23 protein-coding genes are annotated in these 25,534 nt (G+C 43.5%); 16 read left to right on the forward strand and 7 right to left on the reverse strand.

Annotated features, from left to right (window positions below; genetic code table 11):
• Nucleotides 1-223: 223 nt before the first annotated feature.
• Nucleotides 224-742: a thioredoxin family protein gene (locus J7384_RS07510; protein ID WP_247741680.1), complete on the forward strand. Its 519-nt coding sequence runs from the start codon at nucleotides 224-226 to the stop codon at nucleotides 740-742.
• Nucleotides 743-844: 102 nt separating this feature from the next.
• Here the strand turns inward: J7384_RS07510 and J7384_RS07515 are convergent, their stop codons facing one another.
• On the reverse strand, nucleotides 845-1,447 hold the full coding sequence (locus J7384_RS07515) for a hypothetical protein (RefSeq protein WP_209112635.1): 603 nt from the start codon (nucleotides 1,445-1,447) through the stop codon (nucleotides 845-847).
• Between the two features lie 238 nt (nucleotides 1,448-1,685).
• On the opposite strand from J7384_RS07515, the gene J7384_RS07520 reads away from it, so the two are divergent.
• Both J7384_RS07520 and J7384_RS07525 read left to right on the forward strand, forming a co-directional pair.
• Nucleotides 1,686-2,744, forward strand: a complete 1,059-nt coding sequence (locus J7384_RS07520; protein WP_209112637.1) for an efflux RND transporter periplasmic adaptor subunit — start codon at nucleotides 1,686-1,688, stop codon at nucleotides 2,742-2,744.
• Nucleotides 2,741-5,854: an efflux RND transporter permease subunit gene (locus tag J7384_RS07525; protein ID WP_209112639.1), complete on the forward strand. Its 3,114-nt coding sequence runs from the start codon at nucleotides 2,741-2,743 to the stop codon at nucleotides 5,852-5,854. The genes J7384_RS07520 and J7384_RS07525 overlap by 4 nt, the downstream gene beginning before the upstream one ends.
• A gap of 143 nt (nucleotides 5,855-5,997) precedes the next feature.
• On the opposite strand, the gene J7384_RS07530 is transcribed toward J7384_RS07525, so the two are convergent.
• From J7384_RS07530 to J7384_RS07540, 3 genes are all read right to left on the reverse strand, one after another.
• A complete protein-coding gene (locus tag J7384_RS07530) occupies nucleotides 5,998-6,324 on the reverse strand; it encodes a glutathione S-transferase N-terminal domain-containing protein (RefSeq protein ID WP_209112640.1) in 327 nt (108 codons plus the stop codon).
• 94 nt (nucleotides 6,325-6,418) lie between these two features.
• Nucleotides 6,419-7,594, reverse strand: coding sequence for a prephenate dehydratase (pheA, locus tag J7384_RS07535; protein ID WP_209112642.1), 1,176 nt, complete (start codon nucleotides 7,592-7,594; stop codon nucleotides 6,419-6,421).
• A 243-nt stretch (nucleotides 7,595-7,837) separates the two neighbouring features.
• Nucleotides 7,838-10,255, reverse strand: coding sequence for a penicillin acylase family protein (locus J7384_RS07540; protein ID WP_209112644.1), 2,418 nt, complete (start codon nucleotides 10,253-10,255; stop codon nucleotides 7,838-7,840).
• 361 nt (nucleotides 10,256-10,616) lie between these two features.
• Here J7384_RS07540 and J7384_RS07545 point away from each other — a divergent pair, with 361 nt between their 5' ends.
• From J7384_RS07545 to J7384_RS07565, 5 genes are all read left to right on the forward strand, one after another.
• Nucleotides 10,617-10,958, forward strand: a complete 342-nt coding sequence (locus J7384_RS07545; protein ID WP_209112646.1) for a hypothetical protein — start codon at nucleotides 10,617-10,619, stop codon at nucleotides 10,956-10,958.
• 115 nt (nucleotides 10,959-11,073) lie between these two features.
• Nucleotides 11,074-11,706, forward strand: coding sequence for a nucleotidyltransferase family protein (locus tag J7384_RS07550; RefSeq protein WP_209112648.1), 633 nt, complete (start codon nucleotides 11,074-11,076; stop codon nucleotides 11,704-11,706).
• A gap of 76 nt (nucleotides 11,707-11,782) precedes the next feature.
• A complete protein-coding gene (locus J7384_RS07555; protein ID WP_209112650.1) occupies nucleotides 11,783-12,238 on the forward strand; it encodes a (2Fe-2S)-binding protein in 456 nt (151 codons plus the stop codon).
• Between the two features lie 3 nt (nucleotides 12,239-12,241).
• A complete protein-coding gene (locus J7384_RS07560; protein ID WP_209112652.1) occupies nucleotides 12,242-14,500 on the forward strand; it encodes a molybdopterin cofactor-binding domain-containing protein in 2,259 nt (752 codons plus the stop codon).
• Between the two features lie 152 nt (nucleotides 14,501-14,652).
• The gene (locus tag J7384_RS07565) at nucleotides 14,653-15,207 is read left to right on the forward strand and encodes a DUF2058 domain-containing protein (RefSeq protein ID WP_209112654.1); all 555 of its coding nucleotides are present in this window, start codon (nucleotides 14,653-14,655) and stop codon (nucleotides 15,205-15,207) included.
• Nucleotides 15,208-15,295: 88 nt separating this feature from the next.
• Here the strand turns inward: J7384_RS07565 and J7384_RS07570 are convergent, their stop codons facing one another.
• A complete protein-coding gene (locus J7384_RS07570) occupies nucleotides 15,296-16,420 on the reverse strand; it encodes a DUF6136 family protein (RefSeq protein ID WP_209112656.1) in 1,125 nt (374 codons plus the stop codon).
• Nucleotides 16,413-17,018, reverse strand: a complete 606-nt coding sequence (locus J7384_RS07575; protein WP_209112658.1) for an ATP-binding cassette domain-containing protein — start codon at nucleotides 17,016-17,018, stop codon at nucleotides 16,413-16,415. Before J7384_RS07575 ends, J7384_RS07570 begins: the two co-directional genes overlap by 8 nt.
• Nucleotides 17,019-17,235: 217 nt before the next feature.
• Between J7384_RS07575 and J7384_RS07580 the strand changes: the two genes are divergently transcribed.
• Nucleotides 17,236-17,589, forward strand: coding sequence for a glutathione S-transferase N-terminal domain-containing protein (locus J7384_RS07580; RefSeq protein ID WP_209112660.1), 354 nt, complete (start codon nucleotides 17,236-17,238; stop codon nucleotides 17,587-17,589).
• Nucleotides 17,590-17,687: 98 nt separating this feature from the next.
• Here J7384_RS07580 and J7384_RS07585 read toward each other — a convergent pair whose 3' ends face one another.
• On the reverse strand, nucleotides 17,688-18,272 hold the full coding sequence (locus J7384_RS07585) for a DUF4202 domain-containing protein (protein ID WP_209112661.1): 585 nt from the start codon (nucleotides 18,270-18,272) through the stop codon (nucleotides 17,688-17,690).
• 587 nt (nucleotides 18,273-18,859) lie between these two features.
• Here J7384_RS07585 and J7384_RS07590 point away from each other — a divergent pair.
• From J7384_RS07590 to truD, 7 genes are all read left to right on the forward strand, one after another.
• Nucleotides 18,860-20,497 (forward strand): CTP synthase, encoded by a 1,638-nt coding sequence (locus tag J7384_RS07590; protein ID WP_209112663.1) that lies wholly within the window; start codon nucleotides 18,860-18,862, stop codon nucleotides 20,495-20,497.
• An 86-nt stretch (nucleotides 20,498-20,583) separates the two neighbouring features.
• The gene (eno, locus tag J7384_RS07595; RefSeq protein WP_209112665.1) at nucleotides 20,584-21,876 is read left to right on the forward strand and encodes a phosphopyruvate hydratase; all 1,293 of its coding nucleotides are present in this window, start codon (nucleotides 20,584-20,586) and stop codon (nucleotides 21,874-21,876) included.
• A 176-nt stretch (nucleotides 21,877-22,052) separates the two neighbouring features.
• A complete protein-coding gene (locus J7384_RS07600) occupies nucleotides 22,053-22,739 on the forward strand; it encodes a hypothetical protein (protein WP_209112666.1) in 687 nt (228 codons plus the stop codon).
• Nucleotides 22,740-22,815: 76 nt separating this feature from the next.
• Nucleotides 22,816-23,112, forward strand: a complete 297-nt coding sequence (gene ftsB / locus J7384_RS07605) for a cell division protein FtsB (protein ID WP_209112668.1) — start codon at nucleotides 22,816-22,818, stop codon at nucleotides 23,110-23,112.
• 52 nt (nucleotides 23,113-23,164) lie between these two features.
• Complete coding sequence (gene ispD / locus J7384_RS07610) at nucleotides 23,165-23,935, forward strand: 2-C-methyl-D-erythritol 4-phosphate cytidylyltransferase (protein WP_209112670.1); 771 nt, start codon at nucleotides 23,165-23,167, stop codon at nucleotides 23,933-23,935.
• Complete coding sequence (ispF, locus tag J7384_RS07615; protein WP_209112672.1) at nucleotides 23,926-24,408, forward strand: 2-C-methyl-D-erythritol 2,4-cyclodiphosphate synthase; 483 nt, start codon at nucleotides 23,926-23,928, stop codon at nucleotides 24,406-24,408. Before ispD ends, ispF begins: the two co-directional genes overlap by 10 nt.
• An 8-nt stretch (nucleotides 24,409-24,416) precedes the next feature.
• Nucleotides 24,417-25,457 carry a tRNA pseudouridine(13) synthase TruD gene (gene truD, locus J7384_RS07620; RefSeq protein ID WP_209112674.1) on the forward strand — a complete coding sequence of 347 codons (1,041 nt, stop codon included), beginning with the start codon at nucleotides 24,417-24,419 and terminating at the stop codon, nucleotides 25,455-25,457.
• The last annotated feature ends 77 nt before the right edge of the window (nucleotides 25,458-25,534 follow it).

The raw sequence follows: 25,534 nt of genomic DNA on the forward strand, positions 1-25,534 counted from the left end.
CATGCAGGAACCTTTCAATTAGCTGCAACGATGAGAGTAAGTTCCTGTGAAGCGCCCAAAGGGTTGGTTTAAAAGATAATTTATGCGGCGTTATTGATTTTAACAAGGGGGCAACCATTCTTTGCAATCAATGCCTTGCCTAAATTACTTTTAATTCCAACTGAACAAGCATCTTGAAGTAGCTTGGGTACAGTCTAAAGTAGAAAAGAAAAGGAGATGTTCGATGAGTCTTCGCAGAGTCTTTCATTGGCGTTGGCAGTTAGTTAAACCCTTGATGATCGCTAGTAGCTTAGCATTGATGAGCTGTGCCAGTCATGCTGGTAAATCTGGCAGTCAGTATCCTGTTGGTGATATTAAAGCTGAGCAACTGTTAGGTCAGTTCGACAAATTTACTTTGCCGTCGAATTATAGCATTAGTGAACAAGAGCAAGCGCTCGTTAAAGCTTGGCCTACTGAGCTTCAAATAGATGTTTATTTTGGCGCTTGGTGTCACGATAGTCAGCGCGAAGTGCCACGTTTATTAAAAGCACTAAATGGCAATTCAAATATTGCCATTAATTTAATTGCGCTTGATATTAAAAAACAAGAACCTCAAGGTCGAGCGACGCAGCTCGGCGTAAAATACACGCCAACCTTTGTCGTTTCATTGGCTGGGCATGAAATTGGCCGAATTGTCGAGCGCCCCAACAATAGCTTAGTCGGTGATATTGATAGTTTTATTAAAGCGAATAAAAGCGAGTAGAGCGCAGTAAACGCGCTACTTGATAATATCCTGAGTAGTGTCCAATAAAAACGAGAACTAGGTTCTCGTTTTTTATTGGCGCTTTAACATATCAATTAACAGTTAAAAGCTGTAAGCAATACCAACTGAGATATTGGTATCGATATAGATTGAATCATCGACTTGCGCGGCGCAATTTTCACCCTGACAAAAAATATCGCTGTCCTCATCCGTCAGCGTTGCGTAGGCGCGCAGTTCAGTCACTAAGGCAAAGTTTGGTGTAAACTCATAACGGGTACCAACGGCTACGGTCGCCGACGGAAAAATTTCGCTATCGTTAGCATCGAACAGTGCACCACCTAAGCCAAGACCGACAGTTGTGACATAGTTTTGCTGACGGAACTGGGCGATACCGTTAAAGTGCGCATAAACAATATCGACATCGGTATTAATTTGGTCGAGTTCATGGCTGACTCGGTTTAATAAAATTTGGCCTTGGCCATTTGGACTGTCTTGCCAGGCAAAACCAATTGCAATATTGGTGTCGTTGCCGACATCGATACTTTGATTGCCGTCAGCACTGCGAAAATCTGACCCCGACATTTGCCCAGCCAATACTGTGACCTCGTAATCATTTGCTAGTGCAACTGATTGGCTAAAACTGAGCAATACGGCACTTAGCACTAGGCTTTTTTTAGCGAACAACTTTATCGCATTTGTTTGCATCGCAATGTCTTCCTTCGTTAGCAAGTTTTCATGTTTTTTATTGGGATCGGATTTTATTCGATGTTTTCACTAAAACGTGAAATTTATTTCTAGTTATTCCGGTTTATCTTGGGCTAAACCGCTTAGTTGACAATGTCTTGTCTGCGTTTAGCACCCAAGTAATTAAGATAAGCGGTAATGTCGTAAAGCGCAAGCTGCGTTATATTAATAATATAGAATTATCCTGACCTTTTGAATTATGTCTAACCCTATTGTTCGCCGTTTACCCTTACTTATTATCATTTTGTTGTTAGCCGCTTTAGTGGTTTATATACAGTGGCCTAAAGCCGAAGTTGCCAAGCCTAAAAGAGAGCGAGTTATTCCAGTAAAAACCGTAGTTGCAGCACAAGCTGAATTTAAGGATGTTATTGAAGCACTCGGTACTACTCGCGCTAATGAGCAGGTACTGATTACCTCGAAATATGCAGATATTGTCGACGATATTTCATTTCAAGACGGACAAATCGTTAAAAAAGGCGATATTTTAGTGTCACTTAACAGCCAAGAAGAGGCGGCTAAGGTTAGAGAGCTAGAAGCAAACTTAGCGGAGTCGGTGGCACAGCTCAATCGATTACAAGATCTCTACCGTCGCAAAGCAACCTCTATTTCTCTAGTAGAAGAACAAGAAGCACAGGCAAAGGCGATTTCTGCCCAATTGTTGAGTGCTAAAACCCGTTTGCAAGAATTAACCATTACCGCGCCATTTGATGGGGTTTTAGGGTTTCGTCAAATCAGCGTTGGCGCATACATTAATGCCGGTAGCGTCATTACTAGCTTAGATGATTTGAGTGTTGTTAAAGTTGATTTCTCAGTACCAGAGCGCTTTTTGCCGACGATTTTACCGGGTCAAACGGTAGTGGCACAAAGCACCGCGTATCAAGACAAATCCTTTAGCGGAAAAATCACTTCTGTAGACTCACGAGTCGATAATGTCACGCGAACATTGCGGGTGCGTGCTGAAATAGCTAATCCAGGTTACTTACTGCGGGCAGGCATGTTACTCAACGTGCGCGTTGAACGCCAAGTCGACAATGTATTGCTATTGCCAGAAAGCGCGATTATTCCGATAGAAGACAAACACTACGTCTTTACTGTTGAAGACAATAAAGCTGTGCGTAAAACGATTAGTATTGGTCGTCGTCAGCTCGGTGTTATTGAAGTGGTAGACGGTTTGAATTTAGGAGAGCAAGTCGTCGTTGAAGGTGCATTGAAGCTAAGACCAAACACAAGTGTTAAGATCTTGGGAGCTGACTCGTGATTCTTTCTGATTTATCGGTAAAACGCCCAGTATTTGCCACGGTAATTAACTTATTGTTGGTAACCTTCGGTGTGGTTGCCTTTATGCTGTTACCATTGCGTGAGTACCCAGATATCGACCCACCAGTGGTTAGTATTAATACCACTTACCCCGGCGCATCAGCAGCAATTGTAGAGAGTAAAATAACTCAAATATTAGAAGATCGTATCAGCGGCGTAGAAGGGGTTAAAAACATCACTTCAGTCAGTCGTGTTGGTCGCTCTAGTATCACCATAGAATTTAACTTAGATCGAGATATTGACTCTGCAACAAACGATGTTCGCGATCGCATATCTCGCGCTTTGCAGCAACTTCCTGAGCAAGCCGACTCGCCAGAAGTGTTTAAAGCAAACGACGATGAAAACGTGATTGTTTGGTTTGTTTTACAAAGTGAAACCATGAGCACTTTGCAGTTGACGGACTACGCTCGCCGCTACATTGTTGACCGTTTTTCTGTCGTTGACGGCGTTGCCCGCGTGCGCGTTGGTGGCGGTCGTACTTATGCGATGAAAGTCTTCCTCGATCGCGTTGCCATGGCGGCTCGCGGTGTTACTGTTGATGATATTGAAACAACGCTACGCGCTGAAAACGTTGAACTACCGGCAGGTGAAGTAGAATCTGTTGAGCGTGACTTTTCAATCCGTGTTGAACGCAGTTACCTCACGCCTGAGGACTTTTCAGCTATGGTGGTTGCGCGCTCAAGCGATAACAGCCTTATTCGTTTAGGGGATGTTGCTCGCGTTGAAATTGCTGCTGAAGACGATGAAACTATGTTTAAAGGCAACGGTAAAAACATGGTTGGCTTGGGTATTGTTAAACAGTCTAAGGCTAACACGTTAGAAGTTGTTAAGTCGGCTCGTAGTGAAATGGCGAATATTCGTGAGTCGTTGCCGGTTGGTACAACAATAACCAATAGTTACGACTCATCTGTTTTTATTCAAGGCTCTATTGACGAAGTATACAACACCTTAGTGATCGCCATGTTGATGGTGGTTTTGGTTATTTTCCTCTTTCTGGGCAATTTCCGTGTCACATTGATTCCAGCGGTTACCGTACCGGTGTCTTTGATTGGTTCAATGATGGTCTTATCGGCACTGGGCTTTTCGATTAACTTACTCACCTTACTCGCCCTAGTATTGGCAATTGGTCTAGTGGTTGACGACGCTATTGTTGTTTTAGAAAACATTGTTCGACGCATTGAGCAAGGACAAACGCCATTAATGGCGGCTTATCAAGGTGGTCGAGAGGTTGCGTTTGCGGTCGTGGCGACCACTTTAGTGCTAGTGGCGGTGTTTGTACCACTGGTGTTTTTGTCAGGTAATGTTGGCCGTTTATTTACCGAATTTGCTCTCGCGATTGCCGCTGCTGTGGTCTTTTCAAGTTTAACGGCACTGTCGTTAACACCTATGATGTGTTCAAAAATGCTCAAGCGCCGGGAGCGTGGTTCATCACTGGGTCAGTTCCTCGATCGCGGTTTTGCAAAACTAGAGCGCGGTTATGGCGTTTTGTTAAGCCATAGTATTCATCAGCCGTGGTTAATCTTTATTGTCTTGGTATTGTCGTTTGCAGCGGTTTATAGCTTGTTTACTCAATTGCCGAGTGAATACACGCCAAAAGAAGATCGCGGTAATTTCTTTATTTCAATGCAAGGGGCTGAGGGCGCCAGTTACGAAAGTAATGTCCGCAATATGCAGCAAATCGAGAATAAATTGCTTACCTATTATGAGAGCGGTGAGCTTGATCGCGTCATTGTGCGCGTTCCTGGTTTTGGTGGTCGCGGTGGTATTGCGATTATTGGTATGCCAGCTTGGGACCAGCGTTCAACTTCGACCTTTGATTTTATCAATAAGTTTAATCGCGAATTGGCAACTGTGACAGATGTCCGTGCTTTTGCCATTATGCGCCGCGGTATTGGCGGCGGTGGTTCTAGTCAGCCGGTAGAGTTTGTTTTACAAGGTAATACTTACGAAGAGTTGGCAAAGTGGCGTGATATCGTTATTAGCGAGGCACAGAAAAATCCACAGTTATTGAGTATTAATAGTGATTACAAAGAAACTTTCCCACAATTGTTGATTGAGATAGACCACAATCGCGCTTATGACCTTGGCGTGGCTATTGGCGATATCGGTAAAACCTTGGAGACCATGTTGGGTCAACGCCGAGTCACTACCTTTGTTGATCGCGGCGAAGAATACGATGTTATCTTAGAAGGTGATGAAGCTGACTTTACTAGCCCGAGAGACATCGACAATGTTTACGTTAAATCACGAGCGTCTGGACAGTTGATTCCGTTGTCGAACTTGATCAAGGTGTCAGAAAACGCGACCTCATCAAGGCTCAACCGCTACAACCGTTTGCGCAGTGTTACAATAACCGCCAACTTGGCTGACGGCTATGCTTTAGGGGATGCTTTAGACTTCTTAAACGAAGTGGTTAAAACCCATTTACCTGAGAACGCTCAAGTCGATTACAAAGGTCAATCGCTGTTGTTGAAAGAATCTGGGCAGTCGATTCTGTTTATTTTCATGTTGGCGTTATTAATCACGTATCTAGTGTTGTCGGCACAGTTTGAGAGTTTTATTCATCCGTTTGTTATCTTGTTAACGGTACCATTGGCATTAGTGGGTGCTCTGATGGGGTTAAAACTGATGGGCATGAGTTTAAATATTTATAGCCAAATTGGTATTGTCATGCTGATTGGTTTAGCGGCTAAAAACGGTATTTTAATTGTTGAGTTTGCCAATCAACTTCGCGATAAAGGCGTTGAATTTGAGCAGGCACTGTTACGCGCAGCCAAGCAGCGTTTAAGGCCAATAGTGATGACTACATTTACCACGGTTACCAGCGCAATACCTTTGGTGATGGCAGTTGGGCCGGGAGCTGAAAGTCGAATGGTGATCGGTATTGTGATCTTCTTTGGCGTTTCATTTGCCAGCTTGTTTACTCTGTTTATTGTGCCCGGCGCCTATTACTGGTTATGCCGAGGAACTAGTTCACCGCAAGCAATTGCCCAGAAAATTGAACGTGAAGAGCAAGATCTCTTTTCAGAGCAAAAGGTATCTGAGTCGTAGGTTTAGACTAAATTGTTGAGAGAAACGGGCGCATTTTGCGCCCGTTTATGTTCATGGTCACATGGATATGAACGAAGGTATGTTTTTGATAAAAAAAACAGTAGCTTCTTTTAGAATCTATAGTGAGTTGTATTGGCAAAAGGTTACTTTTCAAAGCGTTTGTTCAAATATGTGACAATATCCGCCGATTCATAAAGCCAAGTGTGGTCGCCATTTGGCTCGGTGATATGCAAACAAGGCACTGTTTTTTTACCACCACCGCTAACAAGGTCTTGAAGGTGTTGCTCTTGTTCGTGAATATCGCGCAGTTCAATCGCTAGGTTAAGGCGTTTTATATTGCTGCGTACCATGCGGCAGTATGGGCAAAAACCAAAGTGGTAAAGGGCGAGATCTAGCGCTGGGGTCAGTGGTTTATTATCACTTGATACTGAAGTGGGCTGTGAAAATATCTTTTTGATAAAAGTAAACAAGTGCTATCTCCTAGTGGCTCGTTGTTGTAAGCACAATTAGACAGAAGATAGCAATGACATCTTTCACATACCGTTTCAGTTTTATAATTGGCTTTTACAATGCACTACTAGGCACATTAGTCGGGCTAATATGCTCAATAGGGTAGCAACCCAATACTTTGATAAACTTAGTGATAGCGGTAAGTTCATTGATCGCTTCTTGCAAGGTTAAGCTCTTTAAGTTGGCTTCAACATCAATGTAAAACATTTCCTCCCAAGGGCGTCCTTGAATTGGACGAGATTCCAACTTACGCATATTAATACCGTGTTGCTTGAGCACAACCAAGCAATCAACTAAGGCGCCTGGTTTTTGTCCTGTCGCCAATATAAAGGTGGTTTTGGCCGGAATTTGTTCTGCGACATCAACTGGCTTGCGAGCAACAAGAATAAAGCGACTGTGATTTTCATCTTGGTTGGCAATGGATTTTTCCAGCGCATGCAATTGGTAGAGGTAACCACCTTCTTCACTGCCAATAACGGCAACAGTATCGTCTTGTAATTGATAGACTTTTGCCATTGCATCGGCGGTGCTGTCACAGTATTCAATGCGGATATCGTGTTGCTTATCTAAAAAGTTACTACACTGGGCAAATGGCTGACCGTGAGCGTATATGGTTTTTATTTTGTCTAAGCTGGTGTTAACGGCAGTTAGCAAGCAATGTTCGATTGGCTGAGTGATTTCACCGACAATTGACAAGTTTGTGTGTTGCAGTAAGTCATAAACCTCGTTAATACTGCCTGAGCTGGTATTTTCGATAGGTAACATGCCATAGTCGACGTGGCCAGATTCAACAAGCTGCATAATTTCTTGGAAACTTTGGCAGCCGGATTCAATAATAGTTTCAGCGCGACGAGAAAAGTATCTGTGGCTGGCTAGATAACTGTATGAACCTTTATCACCCAAAAATGCAACACTCACTGCCGGCAATTGTAGGTTGGGGTTAGTGAGCTGCTGCAAATACGCTTGTTGGTTGAGCACCGAGTCTTCAATAATTGTTTGAAAAACGCTGGTAACATAGTGAGCATCTAAGCCAAGCTTTTTACCTTGATTGATCAAACGCACCAAGAGTTCTTGCTCTCGCTGCTGATCACGTACTGGCCTAACTTGATGTGCTTTGCTCTTTGCGACATTTAATGTCAGCGCTCTACGCTCGGCAAACAGTTCTAGCAACTTTTGATCTAAAGCGGTTATATGTTCACGAATCTTGGTTAAATCTAGTTGCTCAGTCACGACATTTCCTTCAAATTATTCAATTATTTCTTATGAATGTAATTGGCAAAAAAAAACCTCCGCTGTGGAGGTCTTGACAGTTTTAATCAGGTAAAACAATCCGCCTCCATTAGCTTGCGCTAATAAAGAACTCGATAAAAAAGCGGTTACCTAAACTGATAATATTTCTATTCATGCCTTCACTTTAGCCAGCAGTTCAGTTCAGTGCAATAGTTTCTTTATAATAAAAAGCTAGGTTTATAATTAATAACTTAATAAGGTTAAGCTGTACTTGGTTTTACCCGGTAAAAAACTACTGGGCTTGCCTTGTTGCCAATCCTGATGACCATTGCCGTAGTATGGACTCCACGGGTGCCCCGATTGGCTCGATGGCATGTGAAAAATTCCACTTTGTTCGTGGCCAGGTGAAACGATCATACGTTCTGAAGCGCCAAATGTTTTGCCTTGTACTCGCGGCATATAAGTGTCGCCAGACATTGGCTCAGCTGGCATATCTAGGTTGAGTAAAGTACCCAATATAGGCACAGCTTTGCTGAGTGGGTGTTGAATAGCCCCAGTATTTTGCTGACCCCAAGTAGCCTCTGCTAATGACTGTTCTTGTGTCATTTCATCCAGCGTCTCGGTTAATGCTTGAGCAAATAAGGCCTGCCAGTTGTCAAAAGGTTGCAATAAATAGTTATTGGGCTGTTGGCTAACCAGAAGCCACAGTGGTGATTCTATTTTGCGGTATAAAGGTTTGGCCTTAAAGTCCGGCGCAACGTTAACAATTTGTTCAATTAAGGGGGTAAAAACTAGGTTTCTGACTTCTAAGCGAAAGTTTCGAACAATGCGGTAAGCGACCGACTCGCTATCGGCTGAGAGTTGTTCTGTGGTTAAATATTGTTTGACTTCACGCCAATGCGGCTGCTGGGCAATATTGGCTTCTGTAAGTACCTGCTCTAGCAATAACTGTTGCCAGCGCTGCAAGAACAACGCTTCATCGTCTAACGCGATATCTAGCAACGCTTGTTCGTCAAATTGTTCTTTTGCCATTAAGCGGTCGCGAATTTGTTGACTGCGAGCGCCGAGGGCATAACCGCCGCTACCAATTTTTTCAAAGTTTTCACCGCCAACTACGCGAGAGTTGCCAGTCCAAAGCCTCAATTGGGCAGGGTTGTAAACTTTTGGATATTCATTTGCCGACAAATAGCCTTGCCACTGATGTTCTCCGTTTGACCAAGATTTTGGCGTGCGACCAAAATTGCTGGATTTACGGGGAATTGGTCCCATGATGGTCCACCCAATATTGCCTAGGCTATCGCCGACCATGAGGTTCTGTGCCGGTACGCCAGCGGTTGCTGCAACGGCAAAAGCTTGTTCAACCGTAGTCGCTTGTTCCATGTTGATGATATTGAGATTAACGGCGTTGAGATCGTGGGCGACCCAGCGATAAGCGAGCAAGTTACCTTGGTGATCCTCGCCTATCACGGGGCCCCAAATAGTTTCGCGAACTTGCAATGAGGCTGATTTTTGATCCTTGATGGCAATCATTTGTTCTTGATAAGTAAAGTCTTGATAACCGTCGGGTGTTAAATAAGCACTCTTATCTTCGTTGGTCTCTAAGGTAATAACATCATGCCAATCGCCGTAGCTATTGGTAAATCCCCAAGCAATATTGCCATTGCTGCCGACAATCATATTGGGTGCACCGGGCAGAGTGGCTCCGGTAATTGCTATCGACTCGCCACGCTCTGTTTTGTATTCAAAACGGGCGCGGTACCAAGTATTGGGTACCCTAATGCCCAAATGCATATCGTTGGCAACAATGGCCGACTTGGTTGTACTTATTTGACCACTAACTGCCCAGTTGTTAGAGCCTGGTAAGTGTTCAACATCAGCTAAGGCTTGGCTTGCGATCAGTTGTTCGCGAATAACAGACAGTGTCTTTGACGAGTTGTTAGACGGTGAAGCCGCTGGCCAAGCACTTGTGGGCAGCTGTGCCCAAGTCTGTTGGCTGTCGTCTATGGCTGCATCCCATTTGCTGCCTTGTGGCGCAATAAAGTTAAACACTTCTGGAGGAAATAGTGTTTCTAGAGTGCCTAGCGTTTGCTCTAGATCGCCGTATTCGTCTTGTAAATCAATGTACATGCTAAATACGGCTAAAATTGTATCCTCTTCTTGCCAAGCAACAGGATCAGTTTGTAGAAATAAATATTCAAAAGGTTGGGCATGCAAGAGTTCCAACCCTTGATTGACGCCGCGCGTATAAGACTTAAGGATATTGTATTGGTCAACTGGGAGTTGCTTTACAATTGCGCGTGCTCGGTCGCGGAAACGATGAACCCTAATCGCTTTGTCGTAATCTAATGCCACTTTACCAAATAAGCTCGACAATTCGCCAGCGGCATTTCGGCGCAACAAATCCATTTGAAAAAAGCGCTCTTGGGCGTGAACAAAGCCAGTTGCAACCGCTAAATCGAGTCTATTCGCCGCTTTGATGGTTGCTATGCCATTGCTGTCGCGTTCAACACTGGCGCTAGTTGATAAGCCATAGATAGTCTTTTTACCGTCGAGTTGGGGCAGTGAGCCGTCAATTTGACTGTAAAGCCAGGCACTAAATCCGAGAATCAAAAAAACGACAATGGTGATTAGCGCGACAAACCAAGAGCGAAAATTTTGCATTTAAATAACTTCCTACGGGCGATAACCTAAGCGTACCGCAAAATGTAATCACTGTGTATCAAGATTTTTGTTTGTTTCATGCTCTTTTATGACACGAGTAAGGTACTGTTTTTAGTTAAGTTATCTAAGGCGGTCTGTAGCCCTTGTCAATAAGGGGATAGAAGGTTGAAATAATTACTCTATTTATCACTTGAAAAATTAATTTTTAATGGCACCATAGCGACCGGTTTGAAGTACTGTACTTAACTGTTTGAGTGATTGCCTCGGGTATCTGTTTTCTCTATTAGGTTTGAGTGTCGGTTAACTGAATTTATTTTGGTTTTGTGAAAGACCAACAGTGATAGAGAAAATTGGAAATCATATGAAAGAGAGTAGTCCTAGATATATTAGAGTTGGTGATTGGTATTTCGAAGTTAAAAGCGTGAAAGCAATCCGTGTTGATGAATATGGTAAACCATATACTGCAGTCGCAAATTGTAGCTTTAATGGTGATAGTATGTATGTCGACGGCTTATTGGCAAAAGATGAGCATGAGTTTTCAAAGTCAGACTACAAAGCCTTTTATGATTTTTCTAAACTGATGACTGTGGATAAAATTAACTATCACAGAATGTACAATGGCAGTGTGATGACTAAAAATCACGATTTGCCGGCAAATAGTCCGTTTATTGAAAAGAATAGCAAATGTGCCAATGAGAGCTGATTTAAAAATCACTCATTTGGTTAATTGATAAAAGCCAGTATTCATTGCTGGCTTTTTTGCATCTTGAATTTATCTATGTTGAGATGACGCTTTTAACGGCGCGGTAATCTTTGAAATGAAACACTCGGGCCTACAAGGTCTATTACTGGCAGCGGGAGCTTCAACTCGGCTTGGTCAACCCAAACAAATCGTGATTTACCAAGGGCTAAGCTTAATTACTCGGCAGACTCGCTTGCTATTAAAACAATGTCAATACGTGACTATTGTGCTAGGTGCAAATGCCGATTTATGCCGTAGAACGTTAGAAGCTGAACTTCTAGACCATGAGTTAGCGGCAATTGAGTTGATTGAAAACCAGAACTGGGCAACTGGGCTTGGCAGCTCAATTGCATTTGGTGCTGCGCACTTTGACCGAACATATCGCGGGATATTGCTACTTTTGGTCGACCAATGGCAGTTGACCGATCAACATTTAAGACACTTTGTTAAACATTGGCACGCTTGTGCTTATGTTAAACCTAGCAACATTTGTATCGCTAGTATGCAGCAAGAAAAGCTCGTCACCGGACCACCGGTGATATTTTCCGAGCAATTTATCGATGAATTGTCTCAGTTTAACGCGTCAGATGGTGCTAAATCATTGATTAAACGCTATTCTGAACAAGTATTCGATTATCCAATACCACAAGCCTTCACCGATTTAGATACGGCCGAGCAGTTGCAAGTGCTACGGGCAAGCGATAGTTAATAACTTATTTGTACTGAATATTAAATATGCGAAGGCGATAAATAACAAGAATGCAAACCGTTCTGGGGGGAACAACATGATTACCTTGATGATTAATGGCAAGGCGCATCAGTTTGATGATGATGGCAGTATGCCTTTGCTTTGGGCACTTAGAGATGTCTTGAAATATACCGGTACTAAATACGGCTGTGGCAAAGGTTTGTGCGGTGCCTGTACCGTTCATTTAAACAGCCAACCCGTGCGTTCTTGTTCGTTACCTGTTTCCGCTGTTGGTGATGGCGAAATCACCACCATTGAAGGCTTGTCTGAAAATGGCGAACACGCAGTTCAGCAGGCTTGGCAGCAACTCAATGTACCTCAATGTGGCTATTGCCAAGCTGGTCAAATGATGTCGGCAGCAGCATTACTTGAAAATAACAAAAAGCCGAGTGATGACGATATTGAGCGAGCCATGAGCGGCAACATTTGCCGTTGTGGTACCTATCAGCGAATCAAGCAAGCGATTCACTTAGCGGTTGAGTTAAAGGAGTAGCCCATGTCTGGTCAAATTGAAAATGTTAGCCGTCGTCGCTTTTTAAAAAATCTCGGTATCAGCTCAACAGCACTAGTTATTGGCGTGCAATTGCCAGGCTTAAGTTTAATGCCAAAAGCACTTGCGGCAAGTTCAGATAATGCCGTTTTTGAACCAAGTGTTTATTTGCAAATAGCACAAGACAATACCGTATCAGTCATTGTTCATCGCTCAGAAATGGGCCAGGGCATTCGCACCAGTATCCCGATGATCTTGGCTGATGAGCTCGAAGCAGATTGGCAACAAGTTAAGGTGATTCAAGGCTTAGGTGATAAAAAATACGGTAGCCAAAACACAGATGGTTCGCGCTCTATTCGACGTTTTTATCAGCCATTGAGAGAAGCAGGCGCGTCGGCTCGGATGATGTTGGAACAAGCTGCCGCTAATATTTGGCAGGTGCCTGTCGCCCAATGTCAGGCGCAAAGTGGTCATGTTGTTGATAAAGCGGGCGCCCGTCAGCTTACATTTGGCGATTTAGTCGCTGCTGCCCAGCAATTGCCATTACCGGAAAAAGACAAGATTGTCTTTAAAGCCAAGCAAGACTTTAACTTTATTGGTAAAGAAAACGTCGCCTTGGTTGACGGTCATGATATTGCCACCGGCAAAGCGGTTTACGGTTACGACGTTCAATTACCTGAGATGAAAATTGCAGTAATCGCAAGACCACCAGTATTGGCCAGTAAAATTAAAAGCTATGACGATAGCGCCGCTAAAAAAGTGCCAGGTGTTATTGCCGTTGTAAAAATGCCTGATGTTGAAGAGCCTGTGCTGTTTAAACCCTTGGGGGGCATTGCCGTTATTGCGACCAATACATGGGCAGCACTACAAGGGCGAAAAGCGCTGAAAATAGACTGGCAAGTCAATCAAGATCATCAAACCTACAATAGTGATAGCTACAAGGCTGCGTTAAATAATAGCTGTGATAACCCGGCGAAAGTCTTGCGACAAAAAGGTGACGTTACCAAAGCCTTAGCAGACGCTGACCAAGTGTTAAGCGCTGAATATTACGTGCCAGAATTAATTCACGCACCAATGGAGCCACCAGCGGCAACAGCGCATTACCACGATGGTCAGTTTGATATTTGGGCTTGTACGCAAACGCCGCAATCGGCGCAAAATACTGTTGCTCAGTTTATGCAAGTTGAGCCTGAAAAAGTGAATGTTAACGTTACCCTGCTCGGCGGTGGTTTTGGTCGCAAGTCAAAACCTGACTTTATTGTTGAAGCTGCCTATTTAGCGAAAACGCTCATGATGCCAATAAAAGTTGAGTGGAGTCGTGAAGACGAAGTTCAGCAGGGCTACTACCACGCGGTCAGCTATCAAAAATTGCGGGCAGGGCTAAAAAACAAAACTCTGACCGCTTGGCAACACAATGTTGCCTTGCCGCCAATTGGCTCTACCTTTAGTAAGGGCGCCGATTTAATTGGCTCTGAGTCTGGCTTAGGGCTGGTTGATATGCCTTATCAAGTAGCCAATGTTAGCTGCGCAGCCGGCAAAGCGCCAGCACATACCCGTATTGGTTGGCTGCGGTCGGTAACCAATATTAACCAAGCCTTTGCGGTTTGCTCATTTGCTGACGAACTCGCCCACGCCCGTGATTTAGATCCGGTGCAAAATTTATTGTCATTGCTGGGTGATGACAGGTTAATCGACTTAACCAAAGAGCAAACTGAGTACGGCAATTATGGCGAGTCTACCGATGTTTATCCGATTGATACTGCGCGCCTTAAAAATGTTGTTAACCGAGTTGCTGAGTTAGCAAATTGGTCTAAGCCTCGTCCGAAAAATCACGGTTTGGGCATAGCGGTTCATCGAAGTTTCGTCAGTTATGTTGCCTCGGTGGTGGAAGTGTCGGTTAATCCTCAAGGTAAAATTAAACTGGAACACGTTTGGTTAAGTGTTGATTGCGGTACAGCCGTAAACCCTGAACGCATTAAGTCGCAAATGGAAGGTGCGGCAGTTTTTGCTATTTCACTCGCTTACTATGGCGAATTGACCGCGAAAAATGGGGTTATTGAACAGGGTAACTTTGACACCTACCAAATGGCGAGAATTGGTGAAGTACCAGAGACAACCGTAGATATTGTCGACAGTGATGCGCCTCCAGGCGGTGTTGGTGAGCCGGGTGTGCCGCCAATCGTTCCCGCGCTAACTAACGCGATTTTTGCGGCAACAGGTAAACGCTATCGCGAGTTACCGCTGAAACAATACGATATTATTTAATTGTATCCTAGAAACCAGAGCCAGTAGTTATTGCTGGCTCTTTAGGTTTAGCCGTTTAAAATTTCTGCTGTATTTAATCAAAAGCAGTTAGTGAAAAACTAGTAACTCGCGCTAAAATAGCGGGGTTAAATTATTATTATTGGGTTTTTAAAATGTCATCATTGCAAGAGCAATTATTAAAAGCGGGCTTAACGACCAAACAAAAAGCTCGTCAAGCCAATACTGACAAGCGTCGCAAGCAAAAACAAAAAAAGAGTGGCGCAAAAGTAGAAGCAAGCCTACAAGAACAAGTTCAACAGGACTTAGCCAAAGCGCAAGCTGAAAAACAAGCCAAAGATACTGCGCTTAATGCTGAGAAAAAAGCCGCGTTAGCCGAGAAAGAGCAGCACCAACGCATTCTACAAATTCTCCAGCATCACCAAATCGTTGTTGAAAACGGTGAGCTTGCCTACAACTACGACTTTGCTGGTAAAGTGAAAAAGATCTTTCTCGACGATCAAACCCAACAAGCTCTGGTCAATGGCCGTTTAGCATTGTGTGGCTTGGACGATGTTACCTATATTGTTACTAGTGAGACCGCAGCCAAGTTAGCAGAACTTGCGCCTGAGGTAGTGTTAGTTAAACATGAAAAACAAGCACAGCAAGAAGCCGTTGAAGAAGATGATCCGTACGCGGATTATCAAATCCCTGACGATCTGATGTGGTAATTGAGGCTCAAAAATTTCTTATATTTTTGTTTTATAGATAAGCAACGCATGCTCGCGCCTATTGTTAAACTTGTCGTGTTCAATAGTGTTAAACAAGCAAGATAATAGGCGCGATAACGGCACATCCAGGTAGAAAAAATTGATAGCCCAAGCGCATTACTGACCACATTGATAGTGCAGTCAAAAGCGGGATTATTGCTAAACTAGCGATGTTAAAATTGAGCCAGATAATCAATGTTAGGCTGATCAGTACTGAAAACAACAAGGGCACAATTGCATCGAGTAGTTTCTGGCTTTTTGTACTCAATATCAAACTGTTTAGGTAGTGTTGATGGCCAAGGTAAAATGCTTTGCTATCAAATTGATAACTGGCAATAACGAGCGCTAGTATCAAGTTAATAATACACTGCACGGCTAGTCCAACAGTTGCTGAAAGCTGAATTTGTCCATACCAAGTCATCATCAATACAATGGTAACAATTGCTAACCTCAACAGTTCGTGACCAATTTTCAGCTTTATCGCGTGTAAACGCATAAGTGGGTAATACTTAAATTGTCCAAACTGAGCGTCGAGTCTTACGGTTATTGGTTTGACAACTTCAATGATACTCAATAGTAACCAAACGATAGTCAGCACGGTAGACCATAAATAACTGTGCCCGATAGTCGTTGATATTAATCCGAGTATTACCGGAATTGCCGCTAAGCTAAACCAAGCGATGCGCTTTTGAAAAGTTGCCAATATACCAACAACAACTGCCTGCACGGCAAACAGTGGAAAGTGAATCGATTTTAGAAAGGTTTGCCAATCGGGTAAATAAAAGCAGATAACTAATGGTGTCAGCAAGACCAGGTTTCCGCCAACTATCAGTAGTACCGTGCTGGTCAGGTTTTTTCGCCAATGGCTAATTGGTAAAGTATTTAAAAAATGCTGATAGCGAGTCGCCAAAATAGCCGGACGTTGTAATCTAAGCCAGCCATAGAGTAAGGCCAAATAAACTGATTGATAAAATACCCTAGTGGCCAGTTCGGTATTTAGGTCTGCGATGGTATTAATTGCTAACAGCGCGCTAAAAGCGGCAACAGGCAGTGCCATGTATAACACTAAATACAAAAAGCCAAGCAGTTGCATTAAGCTTTGTAAGAACTGTTTGAGGGTATCGCGATAGATGCGGTAGCGCAGGGTAAAATAGTTCAACTTTGCATTACTCATTACTGGATTTTAAATTCGCAATATCGAGTTGTTGATAGTCTTTATGCTCGGTAAAACAAGCTTCATGAGAAGCAAGTACAAGCGTTTGCTGGCTTGAATCTAAGTAGCTAATTAACCAATCTCTGCTGGCTTGGTCTAAGCCTGTGGTTGGTTCGTCGAGCAATAAATATTTTGGCTGATGACTAAGGGCTAACAATAAGCCGAGCTTTTTATAGCTGCCCAGCGACAACTTGGCAACGCCAGTGGCTAACTGCTGGCCAAAGCTAAGCTGCTCAATCATTTGCTGTGGCCATTGGCATTGATGCTGCTCTAGGTGAAATTCAAGCAGTTGTTGACTGGTTAAAAAGCTTGGCAACTGAATTTTATCAGAGCAAACCCCAATTAAGCGTTTCGCGTTGGCTGCTCGAATATCAATATTGTCAATGGTGACTGTGCCTTGGTCTGCTGGTTCAAGACCACCAGCGAGCATTAACAGGGTTGTTTTACCACTGCCGTTGACGCCTCTAATACAGTATTTTGAATTGCCAAAGTCAATATTAAGTTGGTTGAACAACAGCTGATGTTGGTAGCTTTTACTGAGGTTAGATAAACTGAGCATGAAAATATATATGTCGAGAAAACTGTTAGGCAGTATATAAAAGCTAAGGTTATTCAATAAGGTAAAAACTGTAATCAGATATTAACAGCGGTTATAAAGGCAGATCTTATTTGCCGGTTGGATTGTGCTACAATGACGCGATTTTTATTCGCTATGATTTTTTATTAACTAACCTGGGTTCTAGTTGAGAAAACAGGTTAACAATCGAGGTAGTAGTATGTTTGTTATTCGTTGGTTGCTTGGCCGCATTATTTTATTGGTTGATTTTTTAACATCACCGAAAAAGCCAAAACTAACTGCAGATCAGCAAACAGCATTGGACGCTAAAACAGGTAATTTGAGTTTGTATCAGCTTACCGCTTGCCCATTTTGTGTAAAAGTACGACGTGCAATTAAAGCAGGTGGGTTGAATATTGAGTTGCGTAACATTAAAGAGCAAGCCAATTTAAATGAGCTTGTTGAGCAGGGTGGTAAGCGCACGGTACCGTGCTTGCGCATTGAGAACCAAGATCAGAGTGTGACTTGGTTGTATGAATCAAACGACATTATCAACTATTTGCAAAAGCTGTAATTGTTGACCCTTGAAACTAAATAATATTAGCGGTGATAGTCATGATGACTTCACCGCTTTTTCTTTTGTAAATTCAGCTTTTCTTGTGAGACCAACGGTTAACTCAAGGCTAATTTTATCAATCGCGCTAAGTGCTCAGGGAAGGTGACAGACAAGGCAATATCTTGCGCTTTAGTCGACATCTTTTTCCACGTTTTTTGTAAAATACTAATAATTTTTTCTTCGCTGTGTTTCTCGGCAAATGGCGCAAAGTAATGTTGTAAGAACACTAAACAAGCAACGTCTTCAAGTGCTTGGCTGTTGGCGTTAGTTTTGAGCTTTTCTTTGCGAATAATTTGCGCGGTGGTTTCGCCATCACTTTCACTGTAACCGTTGTCTAGCATTAATTCTTTGGTCAAATCCGCGTGAAAGGTACCAAGTGCTTTGCGCCACTTGAGGTACCCGGCTTTGCCTTCCGGATATTCAGAGCGTTTGATATGCCAGCGCTTAATATGTTGGGCTCTCACGGCTATTTGTAAGTATTCATCGGCATCTGGCCAGTGTTGGTTTAAACAAGCGGACATTTGCTGACCGTAAATAAGTTCTTTGGCGACTGGTTTTTGGTCAATCTCTACTGTGTTGGGGTCTGCTTGGTTAACGCAGTCTATTTTTGCGAGGGTTAAATTGAGGCGTGAAGCTTTCATTGTAATACCTAAATAACTGATTTGATTAGCAAGAGCGAAAATCCAATATTAGTGAAACCAGCAGAGATTACAATCGTTGGTTTTCGATAACCGAAATCGCGATTGTTAATAATTACCTAAGCAGACGCTAAATCACCATATTTTTACTCAAGTTATTAGGGCGTGTTGATCTTTCGAGATTGAATTTTGTTCTACCTAAACGCTTTCTGAACGCGGCGCTCGGGCTGCAGCATAGTTATTCTATGTAAAAACCGAGCAACAATGATCAGGAAGCGTTTAGGTGAACCCACAGGGCAGCACCTGTTTGGTATTTCTACAGCGTTGTCGCAAGGTTTATGTAGGGCAACTACACGACACATGCTCCGCCTTGTATAAAAACCAAACAGACGGCTGCAAAAACAATCCTGAAACATCAACACGCCCTATTGTTGTTGGTCACTCAATTGAGTATAATATCGCCCCGTCTTGCTACTCAGCCACTTAACTCTATACTTAACCATCAGGTCATATTTTTGTCTCTGGTTAGGTATTGGTTTAGTCAATAAAGTAGCCAAAAAATTCTCAACTTCCTAACTTCTGGGTTTTACATGACTACAAGATATATTTTTGTCACAGGCGGTGTGGTTTCATCTTTAGGTAAAGGTATTGCTGCCGCTTCACTTGCAGCGATTCTTGAAGCGCGTGGCTTAAAAGTCACCATGCTTAAGCTTGATCCTTATATTAATGTTGACCCAGGCACCATGAGCCCAATCCAACACGGTGAAGTATTTGTTACTGAAGACGGTGCAGAAACCGATCTTGATTTAGGTCACTATGAGCGTTTTATTCGCACCAAAATGACCAAGCGCAACAATTTTACTACTGGTCGTATTTACCAAGACATTCTCGCTCGCGAGCGCAAAGGTGAATTCTTAGGTGCAACTATTCAGGTTATCCCACATATTACTAACGATATTAAACGTCGTGTCATTGAAGGTGCTGAAGGCTATGACATCGCAATGGTCGAAGTCGGCGGTACTGTCGGTGATATTGAATCACAACCTTTCCTTGAAGCTATTCGTCAGCTCGGCACAGAGCTTGGCCGTGAACGCGCTATGTTTATGCACTTAACCTTAGTGCCTTACTTAGCTGCATCAGGCGAAATCAAAACTAAACCAACTCAGCACTCAGTAAAAGAGTTGCGCTCAATTGGTATTTTCCCAGATATCTTAGTATGTCGTTCTGAAGGCACTATTCCTGCAAATGAGCGTGCTAAAATCGCCTTGTTCTGTAATGTTGAAGACAGAGCGGTTATCTCAATGCGCGACGTTGACAGTATTTACAAGATTCCTGCCCTGTTAAAAGCACAAGGTGCCGATGATATCGTTGCTAAACGCTTTGGTTTAGATGCACCCGAAGCTGACTTATCTGAGTGGGAACAAGTTTTATTCCAAGAAGCGAACTCAGTAGGCGAAGTGACTATTGGTATGGTGGGTAAATACATCGAACTACCAGATGCCTATAAATCAGTGAATGAAGCGTTAAAACACGCGGGCTTGAAAAACCAAGTTAGCGTTAATATTAAATACGTTGACTCACAAGCAGTTGAAGCTAAAGGCGAAGAAATGCTTCAAGACCTTGATGCGATCCTTGTTCCCGGTGGCTTTGGCGAGCGTGGCGTAGAAGGGAAAATATTTGCTGCTAAGTACGCCCGTGAAAACAAAATGCCTTATTTAGGGATTTGTTTAGGGATGCAAGTAGCGTTAATTGAATATGCCCGTAACGTCGCTGGCTTAACTGATGCCCATAGTACAGAATTCAACGCCGAAACACCGCATCCTGTAGTTGGTTTGATCAACGAATGGCTAGACGAAGACGGTCAAGTTGAGCTGCGCAATGAAGACTCGGATTTAGGCGGCACCATGCGCTTAGGATCTCAGTTGTGTCACTTAGTGAAAGGCACCAAAACCTGTGACGTATATGGCAGTGAAACCATTTATGAAAGACACCGTCACCGTTATGAGGTAAATAATAACTATCGAGAGCAACTTAGCCATGCTGGCTTAGTATTCTCTGGTTTATCCTCGGATAAAAAATTAGTCGAGGTGATTGAAAATCCAGATCACCCATGGTTTATTGCAGGCCAGTTCCATCCTGAGTTTAATTCGACTCCTCGCGATGGTCATCCGTTGTTTCAAGGCTTTGTCGCGGCAGCGTTTGAGAACAGCAAGCAACAAACTAACTAGTATTTTTAAAACCGTGGCCCGTGCTGCGGTTTTTTGTTTTTAATATCAATTGAATTAACGAATCTAAAGAGTGTAGAGGAAGATTAATGTCGACTATTAGTAAAATTATTGCCCGTGAAGTTATGGACTCACGCGGTAATCCGACAGTTGAAGCAGACGTATTTTTGGCGTCTGGTGCGTGGGGTCGCGCTTGTGCACCATCTGGTGCCTCAACAGGTTCACGCGAAGCCTTAGAATTGCGTGACGGTGATAAAGCACGTTACTTAGGTAAAGGTGTATTAAAAGCCGTTGCCGCAGTGAATGAGCAAATCGCGCCAGCATTAATTGGCAAAGATGCACTAGCACAAGCTGATATCGATCAAATCATGATTGATTTAGACGGCACAGAAAACAAAGAAAAATTTGGTGCTAACGCGATTCTTGCAGTATCACTTGCTAACGCAAAAGCAGCGGCAATGGCCAAGGGCGTGCAATTATTTGAGCACATTGCCGACTTAAACGGCACGTCTGGTCAGTACTCATTACCACTGCCAATGATGAATATCTTAAACGGTGGTGAGCACGCCGACAACAACGTTGATATTCAAGAATTCATGGTTCAGCCAGTTGGCGCCAGCAGCTTTAGTGAAGCATTACGCATGGGCGCTGAAATTTTCCACCAGCTTAAGAAAGAGCTTTCAAGCCAAGGTTTAAACACCGCGGTAGGTGATGAAGGTGGTTTTGCGCCAAACTTAGCGTCGAACGAAGATGCTTTAAAAGTGATTGAAACAGCTGTTGCTAACGCTGGTTATGAAATGAATAAAGACGTTACGTTAGCGCTAGACTGTGCTTCATCAGAGTTCTACAAAAACGGCGTTTACGACTTAGCGGGCGAAGGCAAACAGTTTGACTCAGAAGGTTTTGCTGACTATTTAGCTGAGCTTAGCGCGCGTTACCCAATTGTTTCTATCGAAGATGGTTTAGACGAGAGCGATTGGGACGGCTGGAAAGTACTTACTGACAAAATCGGTGATAAAGTTCAGTTAGTTGGCGATGATTTATTCGTGACTAATACTAAGATTTTAACTCGTGGTATCGAGCAAGGTATCGGTAACTCAATTTTGATCAAATTTAACCAAATTGGTTCATTAACTGAGACCTTAGCGGCAATTAAAATGGCGAAAGACGCTGGTTTTACCGCGGTTATTTCACACCGCAGTGGTGAAACAGAAGACGCCACGATTGCTGACTTAGCTGTTGGTACTGCCGCTGGCCAAATCAAAACGGGTTCACTATGTCGTTCAGACCGCGTTGCCAAGTACAACCAATTATTGCGCATCGAAGAGTTCTTAGGTGACAAAGCCGTATTTAACGGTTTAAGTGAAGTTAAAGGTCAGTAATCCTTTACTCAGTTAACCGTGAATAATAGAAAGAGCGCTATATCTAGCGCTCTTTTTGTTTTTGGGGCTGAATGCAGACATTGGCGAAGGGGCAATAATAGCTGGCGCTATAATTTGTAGCAAAGATCGAGTATGCTTAACAAATAGCTGATATTAGTTGTTTTGTTAACCGATTTATGAGTCAAGCGTCGCTGTGGCAAATACAGCAGCAAACCCCTGAGTATGCCGAACTATGTCACGCCCTTTATGAGCGTGAAATCAGTGCGCTTGCCCAAATTGAATCAAACTCGGTCGTCAGCTTACAGCACCGACTAAAAAGCCTGCCTTATTATATTAATCGCACCGCTGATTTAATGACCCGAGTGCAGTCTCCCCTTGAACTCGATATTCAAAATGCCACTTGGTCAACCAAACAAGCCAACAAAATGCCGTTGTCGGGTCAAACACCTGAGCAAGTTTGGCAATGGTATCAAAGCTTTAACTTCTCTACTGGGCTAGTGGTGCCAGTCGCTTTGTCCGATCATATTGTGTTGGAGTCAATCGATAGGATTGATATTGATAACCAGCGCTTTCGCGGCAATCGCTATGGTTGGTTCGACCAAGCGCGAGTTGTCAGCCCTACTGCCGATGATGTTCAATTGCTTAAGCCGACTAAACGGGCGATGATGGCGGCGTGTGCTGGTCACTGTTGGACGCCTTCGGTGCTTTTATCTAAACCAACAACTAATGCGGCATTAAGCCAAAGTCAGGGCGAGAAAGTAAATAAGCTGCAGCCGGTTTTGCCGAGCTTGCGCGAGTTGTTACTCTCTTGCGCGATTAATTGGCAGAACTTTCGCAAACCACTCAATTTTATCTCCTCATAAAGCGCCTCGCATCTTGTTCTGATATCAGTATAATACTCGGTAGTTTTCTATTTATTTGGCCAGCTAAGCACGTTTAATGCGCATTGTTACCGGCATTTTGCTGATCTTCTTGTTGTTGCTTCAATATCGACTTTGGTTCGGTAAAAACAGCGTGCCTGATTACATGGCCCTGAAACAAGAAGTCGCCAGGCAGGAACAAGCCAACAACAAACTGATACAACGCAATAAGTTGCTCTATGCTGACATTGATGACCTAAAGTCTGGTGTTGAAGCAGTTGAGGAGCGAGCTCGCAATGAGCTTGGCATGATCAAAGAAAACGAAACATTTTTCCGTATTATTACTGACGAGTCTCGGACGCAAAAGCGCCAGTAGAATGATTATTTAATGTACTTCAAAATATTTTGTCACCTCGATTGGGTGATACATGACTGAATTGACCAGAGCACAATGCCTTGATACGCCAATTGACCAACAGTTTACTGTGGTTATTCCCGCCGCTGGCGTTGGCAAACGCATGCAGGCCAATTGTCCAAAGCAATACCTTAAACTCAACGGCGATTACTTGCTCAGCCATACGGTGAAGCGTTTACTTAGCCATCCCAACATCAACCAAGTGATCATTGCGTTAGGTGCCCAAGATCAATACTTTGCCGATACTCAATTAGATAAATTGCCCGGTGTTAAAACGGTTATTGGTGGTAAAGAGCGCGTTGATTCGGTATTGGCGGGTTTAAAAGCGCTTAGTCAGCAAGAACACAGCAATGGCCACTGGGTGTTAGTGCACGATGGGGCAAGGCCCTGCGTAAAACACAGCGATATTAGCCGATTAATTGAATCTTGCTTGCAACAAGGTGTTGGTGGTTTGTTAGCGGTGCCAGCGAGTGACACCATTAAGTTAGCCAAGAGTGATGGCTGTGTCGATAAAACGTTAGATCGCGCAGTATTGTGGCAAGCACAAACCCCGCAAATGTACCCTACTGATCAGTTGATTAATGCAATTGAACGTGGCTTAAGCCAAGAATTAGCACTCACTGATGAATCTTCGGCAATCGAGCTCGCTGGATTTAGCAGTCAGTTGGTTGAAGGCAGTAATGACAATATCAAAGTGACTCGACCGGCAGATTTGCCGCTGGCCGAGTTTATTTTAACTCAACAATTAACAGAACAAACACAAGCGGAGCAAGTATGCGAATAGGCCATGGCTTTGATGTCCATAAATTTGGCGGCCAAGGGCCGATTGTATTGGCTGGCGTAAAAGTGCCATATGATTATGGTTTTATCGCACATTCCGACGGAGACGTTGCCATTCATGCCCTTTGCGATGCAATTCTCGGCGCTTTAGCGCTTGGCGATATCGGCAATCACTTTCCCGACACTGACGACGATTACGAAAATATCGACAGCCGAATTCTGCTGCGTCACGTCGTTGGTTTAATGCACGACAAAGGCTACCAATTGGGCAACGCCGATATCACGATTGTTGCTCAAGCACCTAAAATAGCCCCTCATTTGTTGGCCATGCGAACCTGCTTAGCCGAAGATCTACAATGCCAACTCGACTGCGTTAATGTCAAAGCAACAACCACTGAAAAACTCGGGTATGTTGGCCGTAAAGAAGGTATTTCAACCCATGCCGTGGTGTTATTAACCCCGCGTGCAACGAGTTAGGAGCGATTGTGAATTTACCTTATTTGCATGGTCAGCCAACCGTTAGTGGCGATTTACGCACCAAAATGGCTGATTTTAAAGTTTTTGAATTATTGCCATTTGAGCCTTGTGGCGAAGGTGAGCACTTATTTATTCACATTAGGAAAACAGGTGCCAACACAGTATATGTTGCCCGTCAGTTGGCCAAGTATTTTAGTGTTAAAGAAGCGCTAGTTTCTTACGCGGGTTTAAAAGACCGTTTTGCGGTCACCGAACAATGGTTTGGCATTCACCTTCCCGGTAAGCAAGATTACGATTTATCTGATTTGGCAATCGAGGGCGTTGAAGTATTAAGTTATCAGCGCCACAACAAGAAATTGAGAACAGGGGCCCTAGTTGGCAATCGCTTTGAACTGACCTTGCGCAATGTCAGCGATACTGCCGAGCTTGAGCAACGTTTGGCTAAAATCGCCGAAACGGGTGTTCCTAATTACTTTGCCGAGCAGCGCTTTGGTATCGATGGCAATAATCTTGTTCGAGCGCAACAGATGTTTGCCGGCAAAAAGGTAAAAGATCGCAAAAAACGCAGTATTTATTTATCGGCGGCGCGCTCTCAGCTGTTTAATCAAATCGTTGAAACTCGCATTCAGCAAGGTTTGTTTAGTAAACTGCAAACCGGTGATGTTTGTATGTTAGCCGGCAGTCAGTCGGTTTTTCACGTTGATCAGGTCGATCAAAGCTTAACTGAGCGACTCACTCAATTTGATCTCGATATTACCGCGTCAATGTGGGGCGCAGGTGAGTTGATGACAACGGCTCAGGTCGCTGAACTTGAGCAAAAAATTGCTGATGAAAACGTCGATTTTGCCAAAGGTTTAGGTAAGTTTGGCCTAAAACAAGAGCGTCGACGGATTAGGTTAGTACCGCAACAAGTAAAATGCGAGCATGAATCAAACAATAGTACTGTTGTTGTTTCGTTTTTCTTGGCGGCAGGCAGCTACGCGACCACAGTACTTAGAGAATTGCTAAACTATAGCGATTTAACCGTTCGCAACCAAATAGCTGAATAGTGATTGTCGATAGTTGATGACAGCGCACTTTGATGGCTTTGCGACAGCTTGCCAATAATAAAGTTAAACAATACTCA

This window comes from Endozoicomonas sp. G2_1, assembly GCF_017744155.1.
In the GTDB taxonomy this organism is placed as follows: domain Bacteria; phylum Pseudomonadota; class Gammaproteobacteria; order Enterobacterales; family Alteromonadaceae; genus JAGHQT01.

Excerpts from the sequence above, each read along its gene's own strand:
- J7384_RS07510 (WP_247741680.1), top strand. The coding sequence starts at position 224 with ATGAGTCTTCGCAGAGTCTTTCATTGGCGTTGGCAGTTAGTTAAACCC.
- J7384_RS07515 (WP_209112635.1), bottom strand. The coding sequence starts at position 1,447 with ATGCAAACAAATGCGATAAAGTTGTTCGCTAAAAAAAGCCTAGTGCTA.
- J7384_RS07520 (WP_209112637.1), top strand. The coding sequence starts at position 1,686 with ATGTCTAACCCTATTGTTCGCCGTTTACCCTTACTTATTATCATTTTG.
- J7384_RS07540 (WP_209112644.1), bottom strand. The coding sequence starts at position 10,255 with ATGCAAAATTTTCGCTCTTGGTTTGTCGCGCTAATCACCATTGTCGTT.
- J7384_RS07545 (WP_209112646.1), top strand. The coding sequence starts at position 10,617 with ATGAAAGAGAGTAGTCCTAGATATATTAGAGTTGGTGATTGGTATTTC.
- J7384_RS07550 (WP_209112648.1), top strand. The coding sequence starts at position 11,074 with ATGAAACACTCGGGCCTACAAGGTCTATTACTGGCAGCGGGAGCTTCA.
- J7384_RS07555 (WP_209112650.1), top strand. The coding sequence starts at position 11,783 with ATGATTACCTTGATGATTAATGGCAAGGCGCATCAGTTTGATGATGAT.
- J7384_RS07560 (WP_209112652.1), top strand. The coding sequence starts at position 12,242 with ATGTCTGGTCAAATTGAAAATGTTAGCCGTCGTCGCTTTTTAAAAAAT.
- J7384_RS07565 (WP_209112654.1), top strand. The coding sequence starts at position 14,653 with ATGTCATCATTGCAAGAGCAATTATTAAAAGCGGGCTTAACGACCAAA.
- J7384_RS07570 (WP_209112656.1), bottom strand. The coding sequence starts at position 16,420 with ATGAGTAATGCAAAGTTGAACTATTTTACCCTGCGCTACCGCATCTAT.
- J7384_RS07575 (WP_209112658.1), bottom strand. The coding sequence starts at position 17,018 with ATGCTCAGTTTATCTAACCTCAGTAAAAGCTACCAACATCAGCTGTTG.
- J7384_RS07580 (WP_209112660.1), top strand. The coding sequence starts at position 17,236 with ATGTTTGTTATTCGTTGGTTGCTTGGCCGCATTATTTTATTGGTTGAT.
- J7384_RS07585 (WP_209112661.1), bottom strand. The coding sequence starts at position 18,272 with ATGAAAGCTTCACGCCTCAATTTAACCCTCGCAAAAATAGACTGCGTT.
- J7384_RS07590 (WP_209112663.1), top strand. The coding sequence starts at position 18,860 with ATGACTACAAGATATATTTTTGTCACAGGCGGTGTGGTTTCATCTTTA.
- eno (WP_209112665.1), top strand. The coding sequence starts at position 20,584 with ATGTCGACTATTAGTAAAATTATTGCCCGTGAAGTTATGGACTCACGC.
- J7384_RS07600 (WP_209112666.1), top strand. The coding sequence starts at position 22,053 with ATGAGTCAAGCGTCGCTGTGGCAAATACAGCAGCAAACCCCTGAGTAT.
- ftsB (WP_209112668.1), top strand. The coding sequence starts at position 22,816 with ATGCGCATTGTTACCGGCATTTTGCTGATCTTCTTGTTGTTGCTTCAA.
- ispD (WP_209112670.1), top strand. The coding sequence starts at position 23,165 with ATGACTGAATTGACCAGAGCACAATGCCTTGATACGCCAATTGACCAA.
- ispF (WP_209112672.1), top strand. The coding sequence starts at position 23,926 with ATGCGAATAGGCCATGGCTTTGATGTCCATAAATTTGGCGGCCAAGGG.